General features: G+C 41.4%; 11 protein-coding genes and 4 tRNA genes. 3 read left to right on the top strand and 12 right to left on the bottom strand.

All coding sequences use genetic code 11. From position 1 onward, the window contains the following. Positions 1 to 8: 8 nt before the first annotated feature. The 7 genes from rsxB to ACSLBF_RS13570 all read right to left on the bottom strand — a co-directional run bounded on the left by rsxB (position 9) and on the right by ACSLBF_RS13570 (position 4,152). The gene (rsxB, locus tag ACSLBF_RS13600) at positions 9 to 563 is read right to left on the bottom strand and encodes an electron transport complex subunit RsxB (RefSeq protein WP_440053895.1); all 555 of its coding nucleotides are present in this window, start codon (positions 561 to 563) and stop codon (positions 9 to 11) included. 12 nt (positions 564 to 575) lie between these two features. Continuing rightward, complete coding sequence (gene rsxA / locus ACSLBF_RS13595; protein ID WP_440053894.1) at positions 576 to 1,157, bottom strand: electron transport complex subunit RsxA; 582 nt, start codon at positions 1,155 to 1,157, stop codon at positions 576 to 578. A 349-nt stretch (positions 1,158 to 1,506) separates the two neighbouring features. Further along, positions 1,507 to 3,450 (bottom strand): EAL domain-containing protein, encoded by a 1,944-nt coding sequence (locus ACSLBF_RS13590; RefSeq protein WP_440053893.1) that lies wholly within the window; start codon positions 3,448 to 3,450, stop codon positions 1,507 to 1,509. A gap of 329 nt (positions 3,451 to 3,779) precedes the next feature. After that, positions 3,780 to 3,856 (bottom strand) — tRNA-Asn (locus tag ACSLBF_RS13585). Positions 3,857 to 3,879: 23 nt separating this feature from the next. Then, positions 3,880 to 3,956 (bottom strand) — tRNA-Asn (locus tag ACSLBF_RS13580). A 21-nt stretch (positions 3,957 to 3,977) separates the two neighbouring features. Next, positions 3,978 to 4,054, bottom strand: a tRNA-Asn gene (locus tag ACSLBF_RS13575). 21 nt (positions 4,055 to 4,075) lie between these two features. Continuing rightward, positions 4,076 to 4,152: transfer RNA gene (locus tag ACSLBF_RS13570), tRNA-Asn, on the bottom strand. 1,278 nt (positions 4,153 to 5,430) lie between these two features. Between ACSLBF_RS13570 and ACSLBF_RS13565 the strand changes: the two genes are divergently transcribed. Both ACSLBF_RS13565 and uvrB read left to right on the top strand, forming a co-directional pair. Further along, positions 5,431 to 6,807 carry an MATE family efflux transporter gene (locus ACSLBF_RS13565; protein WP_440053892.1) on the top strand — a complete coding sequence of 459 codons (1,377 nt, stop codon included), beginning with the start codon at positions 5,431 to 5,433 and terminating at the stop codon, positions 6,805 to 6,807. Next, positions 6,807 to 8,813, top strand: a complete 2,007-nt coding sequence (gene uvrB, locus ACSLBF_RS13560; RefSeq protein ID WP_440053891.1) for an excinuclease ABC subunit UvrB — start codon at positions 6,807 to 6,809, stop codon at positions 8,811 to 8,813. The genes ACSLBF_RS13565 and uvrB overlap by 1 nt, the downstream gene beginning before the upstream one ends. Before the next feature lie 131 nt (positions 8,814 to 8,944). On the opposite strand, the gene ACSLBF_RS13555 is transcribed toward uvrB, so the two are convergent. Further along, positions 8,945 to 9,538 carry a porin family protein gene (locus ACSLBF_RS13555; protein WP_440053890.1) on the bottom strand — a complete coding sequence of 198 codons (594 nt, stop codon included), beginning with the start codon at positions 9,536 to 9,538 and terminating at the stop codon, positions 8,945 to 8,947. Positions 9,539 to 10,249: 711 nt separating this feature from the next. Here ACSLBF_RS13555 and ACSLBF_RS13550 point away from each other — a divergent pair. After that, positions 10,250 to 10,741, top strand: a complete 492-nt coding sequence (locus ACSLBF_RS13550; protein WP_440053889.1) for a winged helix-turn-helix domain-containing protein — start codon at positions 10,250 to 10,252, stop codon at positions 10,739 to 10,741. Positions 10,742 to 10,898: 157 nt separating this feature from the next. On the opposite strand, the gene ACSLBF_RS13545 is transcribed toward ACSLBF_RS13550, so the two are convergent. From ACSLBF_RS13545 to ybeY, 4 genes are all read right to left on the bottom strand, one after another. Next, the gene (locus ACSLBF_RS13545) at positions 10,899 to 11,573 is read right to left on the bottom strand and encodes a hypothetical protein (RefSeq protein ID WP_440053888.1); all 675 of its coding nucleotides are present in this window, start codon (positions 11,571 to 11,573) and stop codon (positions 10,899 to 10,901) included. Positions 11,574 to 11,673: 100 nt separating this feature from the next. Then, positions 11,674 to 13,251, bottom strand: a complete 1,578-nt coding sequence (lnt, locus tag ACSLBF_RS13540; protein WP_440053887.1) for an apolipoprotein N-acyltransferase — start codon at positions 13,249 to 13,251, stop codon at positions 11,674 to 11,676. Beyond that, on the bottom strand, positions 13,229 to 14,107 hold the full coding sequence (gene corC, locus ACSLBF_RS13535) for a CNNM family magnesium/cobalt transport protein CorC (RefSeq protein WP_440053886.1): 879 nt from the start codon (positions 14,105 to 14,107) through the stop codon (positions 13,229 to 13,231). Before corC ends, lnt begins: the two co-directional genes overlap by 23 nt. A 21-nt stretch (positions 14,108 to 14,128) precedes the next feature. Then, positions 14,129 to 14,587, bottom strand: coding sequence for an rRNA maturation RNase YbeY (ybeY, locus tag ACSLBF_RS13530; protein WP_440053885.1), 459 nt, complete (start codon positions 14,585 to 14,587; stop codon positions 14,129 to 14,131). Between the last annotated feature and the right edge of the window lie 3 nt (positions 14,588 to 14,590).

The raw sequence follows: 14,590 nt of genomic DNA, 5'->3' as shown, positions 1-14,590 counted from the left end.
TAAACCTCTTAGTCAATTTGTGTCACAGGGATGGCGTTTAGTTGCCACTTCCAGCTTTGTTTGGTTTCAGCTACCGGTAACATGTCAATACAATCGACAGGGCAGGGCTCTACGCAAAGGTCGCAGCCGGTACATTCGTCTATGATTACGGTGTGCATTTGTCTGGTAGCACCAACAATCGCATCTACAGGGCAAGCCTGAATACACTTTGTGCAACCAATGCATTCATCTTCTCGAATATAAGCGACTTTTTTAACTGGTTCGGCTTCTTCTCCACCTGCTAGCGGTTTAGCTTCAACGCCCATTAAATCCGCGAGTTTTTTCACCGTAGCATCACCACCTGGTGGGCACTTGTTTACGTCATCGCCATTGGCTATCGCTTCTGCATAAGGGCGACAACCAGGGTAGCCACATTGTCCACATTGTGTTTGTGGTAGGATGGCGTCAATCTGTTCCACAATTGGGTTACTCTCAACTCGATATTTAATCGCGGCGTAGCCTAGTATCAAGCCAAATACTAGTGCTAAAGTTCCCAAAGCAATCAGTGCATATAGTAGCGTCATATCAGTAACTTCTTAAAACTTTACTAAGCCAGAGAAGCCCATGAACGCTAGGGACATCAAACCGGCTGTGATCATGGCAATAGAGGCGCCCTTGAATGGGGTAGGAACATCAGCAATGGCTAAGCGTTCTCTTAATGCGGCAAATAAAACTAATACCATAGAAAAACCTAAGGCTGCACCAAATCCATAGACCGCAGACTCGATAAAGGAATGATCATTTTTAATATTGAGTAGTGCAACGCCCAACACCGCACAGTTGGTGGTGATCAAAGGTAAGAAAATACCCAGTAATCGGTAGAGGGTAGGGCTAGTTTTTCGAACTACCATCTCAGTAAATTGTACAACCACTGCAATCACTAAGATAAAACTCATGGTCCGCAGAAAAAGTAAATCGAGAGGTTGTAGTATGTACTGATTGACTAAGTAGCTGGTCACAGACGCGAGCGTGAGTACAAAAGTGGTCGCCAGCGACATTCCTACCGCAGTATCTAACTTGCCGGATACACCCATAAATGGACATAACCCTAAAAACTGTACCAGCACAAAGTTGTTCACTAGCACCGTACCAATGAGCAACATAATGTATTCAGTCATGTTTTCCTCTTGACTTCATGATGGATGTCGTTGAAAAAGACACCCAATATCAGATTTAACAGTACGTAAAGTTTAACCAAGTTTGGCAATGTTTAATTTATGTAAGCTCTGATTGGGTACACGTTTTTTAGACTTCTGTACTTCACACCGATAGATGATAGGTAACAAAAGGTTAAGCATATAACTAAAGTTGTACGCCACCGAGCTACTTGGTTAACGTTGAAATTCTTAAAGACCCCTTTAATAGTGGGGGCTTAACGCAGATCAGATAAGCGCAATGATAACATATAAAGTAGAGTGTTTGGAAAGGCGCAGCGATTAAATATGGGAGCATTAGCCCCCATATAGACTAGATTTCTTTAGGCTTTTCTATGTAATAGCCTTGGACGCCATCTAAGCAGAGTGTTTCTACAATGTGTTTTTCTTCTTGGCTCTCAACACCTTCCGCAAACACATTGACTCCAATACGGTGAGCAAGGTCGACCATTAACCTCATAAAGTATTGATTATTTTTATCTTCTTCCAAGCCGCGTGTATAACTGGCATCCATTTTTATGTAATCAGGCTTGAGATCTCTAAAGAATTTAAACGAGGTGAGTCCAACGCCAAACCGCTCTACAGTGATCCGCGCGCCAACACGATGAACCATGTCGATAAAGCGTTTACTGGCTTTGATGTTTTGTTGTAATCCAAATTCGCTGACTTCAAATACCAACTTACCGGCGAAGTTGGCTTCTTTGAGCAATCGTCGTTCCAACCAAATCACAAATTGGTCGTTGTGGGCACTACTCGCGGTGACATTGATACCAAACATTTTCTCATTGAAGTTTCTGGTTTTGATCAGCTCCAATGAAGAGTTAATGATGAGCTGATCGATTTCAACTGCCATTTCAAGCTTTTCAGCCATCGCCAGAAAAGACGCCGTTGGCAGCATCTGCCCATCTTCGGTTTTAAATCGCGCTTGTATTTCCGCATAGGCTTTAGAGTTGTTACCAATCGGCATGATATTTTGCATCATCAAACCAACGCGTTTGCTCTCAATTACTTCTCGAATAACGCGACGCCAGTTTTGGTTGCCAAAGCTCGCGCTGACATTATTAACCAAATCCGAATCGCGCTGCATGTGCCACGCATTCGCTTGTTTGCTTTGTGCCATACTCATAGCGGTATCGACGACAGAAAGGAGTTCACCCAAAGGTTTGCCATTTTCGTAAGGAACAATGCCGGTATTTGCTACAGAAGATAGCTCTTGGTTTTGCTGAAATTGCGTAAATCTTGATTGTAGTGTTTCGCCAAATTGCTCGGCTTCTTTGCTCGGAACATTAGGGAGTACCACCGCGAAATCAGAACTGTTTAAGCGGAACACTTGGCTACCTGAATACGTTCCCGTTACGTGTTTAACAATTTCCGCCACGGACTTAATGTATTCATCACCTTTTTGATAACCACGAGTTTGATTGATGATTTGCAATTCACTACAGCGGATCATTGCCAGAGAGCCAAAAGCTTTTTTATTCGAGGATTCAATGTAATTTTCGTAATATTCAACGAACATATTGCGGTTGCCAAGTCCGGTAACGACGTCCTTATAGGCTTCCTGTTTTATTGAGTGTGCCGCATTTTTTATTTCTTCTTGCTTGGTGTGCAAAAAGCTTGCTAAGCGTTTAAATGACGGTGCAAGTTCATGGCTCAACTCTTTAATCTTATCTTCATCAAACTCTAGCTCGCTACCACCCAACCCTTTGTCTTGAGTAATGTAACTATCGACGGCGTTTGCGACAGTTGTAGAAATGTTGCGATTGAGCTTTTTATATACGTTTTGAATAAAGAACACAGGAATAAAAGCCACTAAGCCGGATATGACAAATAACAGAAGCAATGATTGCTGCATTAATGATGCTTGGCTTTGGGCGTTAATTAGAAACTCAATTTTGATATCTTTCAGTGTGTTGACTGCAAATTGAGGCCGAATGGCGTTAATACTTGTTTCGATCAGGTTAGCAAGAAAGGGAAGGTCGGTTTCCTGGTTAACAGCGAGTACGGTTTCGCCGTTGAAGTCGCGAATTATGAAAATAGCGAATACGTCACCATGTGCAAGCGCTTGCTGAATATGTTTGGGAGTGACTTCATTTAGTGTTTTATCTTTTATGTATTCCGAAACCATAGTATGAGCACTTTGTTGTGCCTTGTTAATGGCAGAATCAAAGCTTGAGGCGATAAAAAAAGTGCCTATTAAGGAAAGAAGTAACCATGAAATAGCTTGTAAGATAATGAGTTTTCTAAAACCAGCCATAATGCGCATCTTTAGGTTAGTAGTGACAAATTATACCAATTCGTCTTGATTCTTGCTTTATTTCAAGGAGTAAAGCAGGTGTGTTGTATGCTCAATCAATACTAACTTAAAACAACATAACCCAACATGATACCAGTTTGGTTATTGACGAGGATATTCTCGGTTCAAAAGTTGTTTATGTAAAGCAATGGGTATTGTTCGGCAAGTATAACCGCTTAAACCTTCGAAATAGCGCTTGTTATCAAGGGCATAATTGATTTGCTCGAGTACAAACGAGATGCAAGTAGGGTAGTGTAAAATAGACAGAAAGTCTAACAATATCTGGATATTGGCTCCCCCTCCCCGACTCGAACGGGGGACCTGCGGATTAACAGTCCGTCGCTCTAACCAACTGAGCTAAGGGGGAACAGTAACTTGGATAAGATTGAATGGCTCCCCCTCCCCGACTCGAACGGGGGACCTGCGGATTAACAGTCCGTCGCTCTAACCAACTGAGCTAAGGGGGAACAATCTTAATGTATTTGACTTGGCTCCCCCTCCCCGACTCGAACGGGGGACCTGCGGATTAACAGTCCGTCGCTCTAACCAACTGAGCTAAGGGGGAATTGTCAAATAGTGAGTAGAGTGGCTCCCCCTCCCCGACTCGAACGGGGGACCTGCGGATTAACAGTCCGTCGCTCTAACCAACTGAGCTAAGGGGGAAGCGTATCTCTCAACGGGGCGAAATATTAATGACGACGTTGCAAGGTGTCAACCAATAAAATCACAGAAACGTAAAAAACTAGATTAAACGATGAAATTATGCTCGATATTACCTTCCGTTGAGTTAATAGCACTCAGTTTTGCTGTTTCAGAGAGTTCTATATTACGTATTTGGTATCATTTTTAAGGCAATTGCAGCCACTTCTCAATAAGGATATTGCTTTCTTAATTTATTGGATGTGTATATTTATACAGTTGTTTTTGTTGGTGATATTGTAAATTTCAAGCGGTTTGATTGAAATTTATGCTTAAAGGTTTATTTTTGTATGTTTTCTAATGATCAATTGATTTGCTTTATTGTTTAGTGTTTCGGATCTTTACTACAAAATCGATTGCTGAAATTTGATCCCTTCAATTTAGTGAGGTGTCTAGTACCGCAAGAGTGACAATTATATGAAAATTAGGAAGTTTTAAAAAATAACATAAAAATCAATAGCTTGCTTTTTGTTTCAGGACTAGGGATAGGTTCGATAGTTTTGTCAGAGGCAATATTAGACCATTGTACGAATTTGATCCAGTTAGGTGTTTTGAATGGATCATTTATGAAAGCGCTTTTCTGATCCGATCAGGTGCTTGCTAACGCTTTATTTTATTGGGCTAGAGAGAGTTATCCACGGAATCTGTGGATAACATTGTTTATTAATATTTAAGAAGTATTGCAAGACTATGAAATATGGGCGTTGCAGCGGTTTCAAGTTATTTTATCAAAAAAAATACTTTCTTATTTATCAATGGGTTAAATTGAATTGTGTTTTTCGGCGTATTATTTGCCCAATATGAAGGTTTTGTGAACTTTTGCCTATATGGATGTGCAAAAAGTGGCCGCAGTCAACTCGATTTATGTAATTTTTTTGTCAAAAAGTAATTTTTTTTATTCTAAAGCTGCTTTGCCTTACTGAGTGCCAAATTTGTCATAATTTCTGCGTTATAAGTAGGCCCTGTTGATCTTTCAAGTTGGTTTTTGCTGCAGTTTGCTTGGCATTTATACAAGGCAGAGTCTAGGTAGCATAGTGATTCTATGTGAGTCAGGCGATTACGAAGTAGAAATGCCAATCAAGCGCCGCGCTCAAAGCCCGCTGAGGGGAACCAAAATCAAACAGCAAAGATCAACAGACTCTAGCCAAATAGGCATTATTTATCTTCTCAAGCGATCACGCGTAGCCTCAACTCGTTGAATCGAATACAATGGCACTTCAAAAGTATCAGAAATAGGTTGTTATGACTCAAGCTGCCAGCGAACCTAGTGGTAATGATATTCTGCATGGAGACATTAGCGCTACCTTAAAACGTATGACTGTCCCCATGATATTTGGGATGATCACCTTGATGACTTTCAATCTGGTCGATACCTTCTTTATTAGTATGCTCGGAACTGCACCTCTAGCAGCCGTGAGTTTCACTTTTCCCGTCACTTTTACTGTAATAAGTTTGGCAATTGGCCTTGGAATTGGTACTTCTGCTGTGATCGCCAAAGCGTTAGGTGGCCAGAGCTATGAAGAAGCAAAATTCGACGCATCCGTGGCGCTGATTATTTCCTCAGTTTTAGTGACCTTGTTATCGCTAATCGGATTACTATCCATCGATGGGTTGTTTTCACTATTGGGTGCAAACCAAGAAGTCATGCCTTACATATATGACTATATGTCTGTCTGGTTTTTTGGTGCCGTTTTTTTAATAACACCGATGATTGGTAATTCCATTCTTCGAGCCAGTGGAGATACCAAAACGCCGAGCATTATTATGGGCCTTGGTGGTCTGGTAAATGCCATTTTAGACCCTATTTTAATTTTTGGTTTTGGTCCAATTGAGGCCATGGGAGTTAAAGGAGCTGCAATTGCCAGTCTTATTGCTTGGTTCTTAGGGGTAATAATCATTCTTTACCTCCTCATTGTGAAGAAGCGCTTACTCTCATTCCGTTCCCGCTATACCAGCTTTTATAATGCAACGAAGAAAATTCTGACGATTGGGCTGCCAGCAGCTGGTGCGAATATGTTGACGCCCATCGCAATGGCTGTGCTCACTGCTGTAATAGCTCGATTTGGTCCAGAAGCTGTCGCTGCTTTTGGTGTAGGTAGCAGGATTGAGTCAATAGCAAGCATGTTAGTGTTAGCTCTGTCGATGACTTTGCCTCCTTTTATCAGCCAAAATTTTGGCGCGCAAAACTATCAGCGAGTGCAGCTGGCTTATAAAAAAACACTACAGTTTGTTTTACTGTTTCAGCTTGCGATCTATCTGGTGTTGCTTCTTAGCTCTGATTTAATAGCGTCAACGTTTGGCAACGAGGCTGAGGTTGTCGATACCATAAAAGTGTTTATCTACATTCTGCCACTCACCTATGGCCTTCAAGGAGTGATCATTTTGACCAACTCCTCATTTAACGCACTTCATAAGCCGATGAATGCATTGGTGTTGAGTGTGATCCGCTTATTTGTATTCTACGTTCCATTTGCATATATAGGCTCACAGCTGTATGGCTTGATTGGGTTGTTTGTTGGTGCCGCGATTGGTAACTTGTGTACCGCTGTCGTAGCTTATACTTGGTTTAATCGAGCATTGAACAAAATTACCGGTATACCTTCATTGGAGACAAGATAGTGGAAGATAAGTTTGAATTGGTCTCAGAGTTTCTGCCCAGTGGTGACCAACCAACGGCCATCAGGCAATTATGCGATGGATTAGAGGCTGGCCTTGCGCATCAAACGTTATTGGGTGCAACTGGTACCGGTAAAACTTTCACCATGGCCAACATCATTCATAATCTCAATCGGCCAACTATTATTATGGCTCACAATAAGACGTTGGCGGCACAGTTATACGGAGAGATGAAAGAGTTCTTTCCTCACAATGCGGTGGAATACTTTGTTTCCTACTATGACTATTATCAGCCTGAAGCTTACGTAGTCGCCAGTGATACCTTTATCGAAAAAGATGCGTCAATCAACGAACATATAGAACAAATGCGTTTGTCTGCGACCAAAGCCTTACTGGAGCGACGCGATACCATTATTGTGGCTTCAGTCTCTGCTATTTATGGTTTGGGTGATCCTGACTCTTACATGAAAATGATGTTACTACTCAAAGTCGGTGAGAGTATCGATCAACGAGACATGTTAAGAAAGTTAGCAGAGCTGCAATATACCCGTAATGATATGGATTTTAGCCGTGGTACCTATCGAGTTCGCGGAGAAGTGATTGATATTTTTCCTGCAGAATCTGACTCCGTCGCGGTGCGAGTTGAGATGTTTGATGACGAAATTGAACGGATCAGTTTATTTGATCCGTTAACGGGAAGTGTGGAAAAACACCTTGTCAGGGCAACGATTTATCCGAAAACTCACTATGTGACACCAAGAGAAAAAATCTTAGCCGCAATAGAGAATATCAAGTTGGAGCTTAAAGATAGACGCCAACAGTTATTGGATAACCATCGTTTGGTTGAAGAGCAGCGCGTTGCACAGCGAACACAATATGATATTGAAATGATGACCGAACTGGGCTATTGCTCTGGCATTGAAAACTACAGTCGATATCTATCAGGTCGAGCACCAGGCGAGCCACCGCCGACATTGTTGGATTATTTACCTGATGATGCACTAATGATTATTGACGAGTCACATGTTACTGTCTCTCAAATCGGTGCGATGTATAAAGGAGATCGGAGCCGTAAAGAAAACCTAGTTGAATATGGCTTTAGACTCCCTTCAGCGCTTGATAACCGCCCGTTGAAGTTTGAAGAGTTTGAAGCGATTGCACCGCAAACCATTTATGTTTCAGCCACGCCAGGCGATTATGAAATGAAAAGATCCAATGGTGATGTCGCAGAGCAGGTAATTAGACCTACCGGATTACTCGATCCAGAAATTGAGGTTCGTCCAGTCGGCACCCAAGTCGATGATTTACTCTCTGAAATTTACCAGCGTGTTGCTGTCCAAGAACGAGTTTTAGTGACAACTTTAACTAAGAGAATGGCTGAAGATCTTACCGATTACCTCAATGATCACGATGTAAAGGTAAGATACCTACATTCAGATATCGATACAGTCGAGCGAGTGGAAATTATTCGAGATCTTCGTAAAGGAGTATTTGATGTTTTAGTCGGTATCAATTTACTAAGAGAAGGCCTCGATATGCCGGAAGTATCATTAGTAGCAATATTAGATGCAGATAAAGAAGGCTTTTTACGCTCGACAAGATCTTTGATACAAACCATTGGACGGGCAGCAAGGCACTTACATGGTAAGGCGATCCTTTACGGAGATCGGATAACAAATTCAATGCGCCAAGCTATAGATGAGACCCAGAGGCGCAGAGATAAACAGCGTAAATTTAATGAAGAAAACGGAATTACCCCTACCGCCTTAGTGAAAAAAATAACCGATGTGATGGATTTAGGTGAAGATGTGTCTGCGTCAGAGCCAAAAGTCACGGTAGCAAAACATACGTCTCGTCAGTCCTTACCTACCGATCCAAAAGAGATTGTGGCCCAAATTGATACTTTAGAAGCGCAAATGATGAAGTATGCCAAAGAGCTAGAATTTGAAAAAGCCGCAGAGATCCGCGATCGCGTGCATGTATTGCAGCAACAGCTAATTAAAGCTTAAGTAAAAAGAGGACAACATGTCCTCTTTTTTTACTGAACTTGAGTTAGTGATTTATTACACGCGTATTTAACGTAGAAATGTCAATAATTGAGGTGTTGTAACATGTCACTTACTCGAGTTTAAATCAGCTATTAAAAGCGATAGCTGAAACCAGCCGTGACTGAGGAAATATCTAGATCACCCATGTCCATGTATTGATAACCAATGTTGGTAGCCCAACCACTATCCCAATCATATTGCCAGCCCGCTTCCACGATAAAGCCAATGCCATTATCTGTGACGATATCTTTGCTGCCTCTAGTTATCTCGTAATCGTAATAGTTAGCCCCGAGCTTGCCATATAAATAGCTGTTATCACTGACTTGATAATAGCCTTTTGCCGCAACGACAAAATTATCAAAATCCACTTGGTCGGCGCCTAGCTTGAACAACGTTTTATCATTCTGTGTACAAGTAAACTTGCGATCATTTGCGTCTGTGCAGTTCCAATCATCAACGTCTTCGCCGCTGTTGTAACCTAGTTCAAGCGCTAACTCAGGCATAAAGTGATAGTTATAATAAACGTATACGTGGCCGACGCCATCACCGTCTTGATTAGAATTTTTATAGGAGGCACTTCCGCCAGAAAATTGCATGCCTAGGCGATGAGTTTCGCCATTTTGCTCAGCTAAAGAAGAAAAACTTGTTGCTAATATAGCGATAGATAATAGCGTTTTTAGTTTCATTTTGTTGTCCATCAAGGTTGTTATTTAAAGTGCTACTAGTTTATTTATTCTACCGTGTCAGAGTCTGTAAGAGGCTTGTTGTGAACTGTGAAAGGATGTTTTAAGGCGCTACAATTATTAACTTTTTCGATATAAATTAAGGAGGGTTGTATTGCAACAAAGTAACTCGGGAGCGCTAAACCTAGGATAATAGCCGTGTATAACAGATAAAAGAAAACAGTGTTTGACGTCAAAAATAACAGTGTAATGGTGCAGTAAATTTGACAGTCTGATAAGAGGCCATTGGAGTGTAACAACGGGAACTGTTAAAAGCTCATGGGAATGAGTTGAATTTTAAACATTGGCGTTTCAGATAGAAGTGAACGATTATGTTGATATCCGAAGCAGGCTTCAGAACGTAGACTAGAGTATATGCTTGCTATTATATTTTTCTATTCTCTAAAATCATGTTTTGTTACAGTATTTTGCTGATAATTGCGTTATAGTATTTGCTAATTTTAAGTATTTTTAATATTCACCGTCTTTAAAACTAAGAGTGTTGCGGTGAAATACCTTGATTATTTCTCCTTAGCTTGAATATCATAAAAGCATTAAGGAGTGTAATGTACTTTCAATTTATGCAACATGAGAGTAGAGAAAATATTGTTGCGTGGGTAAACTTACCTTCTGCTACCTAAAAGAAGAACGAAAACTAGACTTGGGACTGAGGACATGAAATTCGCCTTTAAGGATTTTTTATTTGATAGCCAATCATTGGCACTTTATAAAGATGAAAAAAAATTAAATATCAAAGAAAAACCAGCACAAATTTTGAATTTGTTCCTGACTGAACCGGAAACAATCCACAGCAAAACCGATATATTGGAAAAAGTATGGCCAGATCGTAAAGTCACTGATCAGGTTGTTTTTCAGAATATTGGCCACTTACGAGCCTTATTTGGTGATGATGCGATTAAAACCTTTTCTAGAAAAGGGTATCAGTGGCAGTTTGCTGTTTCTCCTTATCAAGAAAGTGCTGAAGCACCGCAAGTGCAGCAACCGAAACCAGAACCCATTGCTGAGCCAGACATAGCCAAGTCAGAAGAAGCAAGCACGCCCAGTGAAGCGGCGGCTGTTGAAGAAATTAAAAAACCGATGCCAGCTTATTATTGGTTAGCAATACTTGCGATTGTAGCCGCTGGTGGCGCTTATTTTGTCCTCTAGCGCAGTGGCTTTTACTTGCAGTGAAGATGTGCAGTTAAGCTGATTTTGGTTGCATATTGGCAGTGAGATACGATTAACTTCTTTAATAACGCATGCTAATTGAAGTTGTCATTTCATTGCTACGATGACATGTCTAATTTGCGATAAACTTATTATATTAATAAGAACGGCATAAATCATCGCTATTTACTTGATAATAAGTGGCGACTAAAAATCGCTGATAATCGTCATAGCCACCTTGGTTTTTCATAAAATTAGTGATGGCTTTTAGGTTACTGGTGGTCTCTGGGGTCTTTAATCTATTCTCAACTTCACAAAGGGCCAAGAAGGCACTGAGCTCCTGTATCGCCAGAGGCTGTTTCGGTGGGTTATACGCCAGGTAACACTCAATAGGAGTGAGGTGTTTATTGTTCCGAGCGCACAATGCCGTTTGTAGTAGCTCTTTACTTTCAAAGTGCATTAGTGTTCTTAAATAATTGAAAGCAGGTTGCTCGGCTGGCGTGTTGCTGAGCAAATAATGTAAAACGTTATTGCCGATAGCATCTTGGACACATAGCTGCTCCGCAAATGCCATCGGAGCACAAAAAAAACTGAACTTATCTAAGGTATTGATTCCTTGCAGAACTTTCTCTGGAAAGTCACTATCTTTCAGACAGTAAGCTGTGACATCTTGATAAAAGTGCTCGGCAGCGTCGTTAGTTTTGGCGCTTTTATAGAGAAACTTTAGGCAATTCGCTTTTTCTTCTAATGAAGCGTGATGATATAAGTTACGTATTTTGTTTTCATCACGACTTTTTATGGCCAGTAATAGGCGGCTAATAATATCTTCCATTTTTAACTCTCATTTAAGAACATGCCTAACAATGACATGTTAGCCTAGCTTGAGCTAATTGAAAAATACGACATCACTAGTGGGTCATTACAATATTTAATTAAAGATAATTTCTTTCCAAACGTTGTCTGAACATCGGCAATGCTTTACTTGCAAATAAAACAACCGAAAGTAGAGCAAGCATAATCCAAATCGGCTGGTTACCGTATATCGCATACCAGCTCTTTCCTGAGATAAGCGATATTGTTTGTTTTAGAGTGCCTTCCTCGAACTGCGGTAGGCTGCTTTGTGTTTGAGTAATCGGATCGAAAACGCCACTGATCCCGTTATTGGTGACCCTTATTAAAGGAAGTTGCAATTCTATAGCCCGCATTCTTGCTATTTGCATGTGTTGATGGGGGCCATGAGAATCTCCAAACCAGGCATCATTACTAACGGTAAAAAGAATGTCTGAGTTATCGTGTAGGTTTCCCCTTACCAATTCAGAAAAGGCGATTTCATAGCAGATCGCAGGTAGGATCTGTAATCCATTGGCAGTTAAGTTTGCTTGGAATTGGTCGCCTCGCGCAAAGGAAGACATTTCTAAGTTAAACAGTGGCGCAATAGGGCGCAGCCACTTTTCAAAAGGAACAAATTCCCCGATTGGCAGCAACTGGTGCTTTTGATAACGGTTAGTGTGCAGGTATTGATAATGTCCCTCGGTATCTTGAGCTTGTTTTTTACCAAGCACAATTAAAGTATTGTAAGCGCGCTTAGTATCAAACTGATAGTCTGGAATACCCGTGATAACAGCCGTGTTATTGAATACAGCAGCCTTATCTAGCCCCTGTAAAAAAGGGTAAGCAATATCTTCAAATTCAGGAATGGCTGCTTCAGGCCAAACTACCAAATCGACGTCTTGCCATTGTGTGCGGGTTAAATCTCGATATTTACTCATGGTTGGCCAAAAGTACTCGGGTTCCCAACGCAGGCTTTGTTTGATATTCCCTTGTACCAGTAACACGTTAATACTCTGCTCCGAGTGTTTTGTCGGGTTACTAAATAACGGCAAAGTGGTTATAGCGGTGACAAATAACGCCCAGATCCCGAGCTGAATATAAGCTTGTTTTCTAATGCTGTAGTAGGCGAGTGTAGGCAATAAAATACATAACAGGGTTAGGCCAAATTCACCAATGAAAGGGGCAATCGAACTGAGGGGGGTATCTGTTAACGTATAACCAAAGCTTAGCCAAGGAAACCCGGTTAACAGTTTACCTCTTAGCCATTCTGTTACGGCAAAACCTACTATTAAGGCTATTGTTCTTTGCCAAGGTATTGCTGTAAATCGACTAGCAAAAATAAAGGCGAGCATGGGGTACAATGCTAAGTACCCGCATAATAGCATCATCAGAAGTAATGAAATAGCAAGCGGAAGGCCGCCAAATTCAGCAATAGAGACATGAACCCAGCTGATCCCTACGGCAAACCAACCAAAGCCAAAGCAAAATCCATAGCTTGCAGCTCGTTTCCACTGTGGGGTATCTGTAATCTGAATTGCAATATAAAGGCAAATAAAAACGAGTGGCCAAAAGCCGAAAGGAGCGTATGCAAGGGTTAGCGTGCCGCCGGCAATAAAAGCAAGCCAAGCACGCCAATCCGTTAAGTGCCGAGTAAATTTAGATATTAGTGTCTTCAGCATGTTCAGCTTTAGGTATCGTTACCTGAAGTTGCAAAATTCTGCGGCTGTCAGAATTGGTGACTTTAAACTGAAGCGGTTCTATATCAATGGTTTCACCACGGCTTGGCATATGCCCAAATGCATGGAGAATAATACCACCTATGGTGTCAGCTTCTTGAGTATCAAAACTGGTATTAAAAAACTCATTAAATTCATCGAGTGGAGTCAGCGCTTGCACGGTATAAACGTGCTTTGACAATTGGCGAATATCTTGTTGCTCTTCGTCATCGTCGTGCTCATCTTCTATTTCACCTACGATGGTTTCTAGAATATCTTCAATAGTTACTAACCCTGATACACCACCGTACTCGTCAATAACGATAGCCATATGGTAGCGTTTTTGACGAAACTCGTTGAGCAACGTGTCGACTCTTTTACTTTCAGGCACCACAACTGCAGGGCGTAAGTATTCACGAATGGTAGGCAAAGCCTCATCGCTGCTTAGTACGAGTGGCAAGAGATCTTTTGCGAGTAAAATACCTTCGACATGATCTTTGTCTTCGCAGATAACAGGAAAACGTGAGTGTGATGAATCAACCATGATTGGTAATTGCGCTTCAAGCGACTCATCCACATCGAGTGTTATCATTTGTGACCGTGGGATCATGATGTCACGTACCTTTAGCTCAGAAACGCTGAGTACGCCTTCCATCATGTCTTTGGTTTCAGGATCGATTAGCGCGCGTTCTTGTGCATCAGCGATGACTTCTGCGAGCTCTTCTTTATTTTGGGGTTCCCCTTGCAGCATCTGTGTGATGCGTCCCAGCCAGGTCTTGCTAGAAGAACCCTGACTACTTTGCGAGTTATCGTCGCTCATTAGCTTTTATTGCTCCGTAAATTAATATTCGTCTCTGTATGGGTCGGCAATATCCAAAGTAGCCAATATTTGCTTCTCTAGGGTTTCCATTTCGACCGCGTCTTGTTCATTTATATGGTCAAAGCCAAGCAAATGCAAGCAACCATGGATGACCATATGTGCAAAGTGATCATGGAACGCTTTTTCTTGTTCGACAGATTCACTGTAAACAACCTGGGGACATATAATCAAATCGCCAATTAACGGCAACTCGATACCCGGTGGTGCATCAAAAGGAAAAGACAAAACGTTGGTGGGTTTGTCTTTTCCTCTATACTGACTATTTAAAGACTGACTTTCATCTTCGTCAGCAATTCTAATGGTTAGTTCTGCATCATCTCGAAACTGTTCGAGTGCTTTTTCTGCCCATAGTTGGAACTGGGCTTCAGAGGGTATCTGATCAAAGTGACAAGCAAGTTGTAGATCAAGAGTTAATTGCACCAG

The sequence above is a fragment of the Pseudoalteromonas sp. T1lg65 genome, from assembly GCF_051930985.1.
Taxonomy (GTDB): Bacteria; Pseudomonadota; Gammaproteobacteria; order Enterobacterales; family Alteromonadaceae; genus Pseudoalteromonas.
This window is presented reverse-complemented; position numbering and strand designations above follow the sequence as displayed.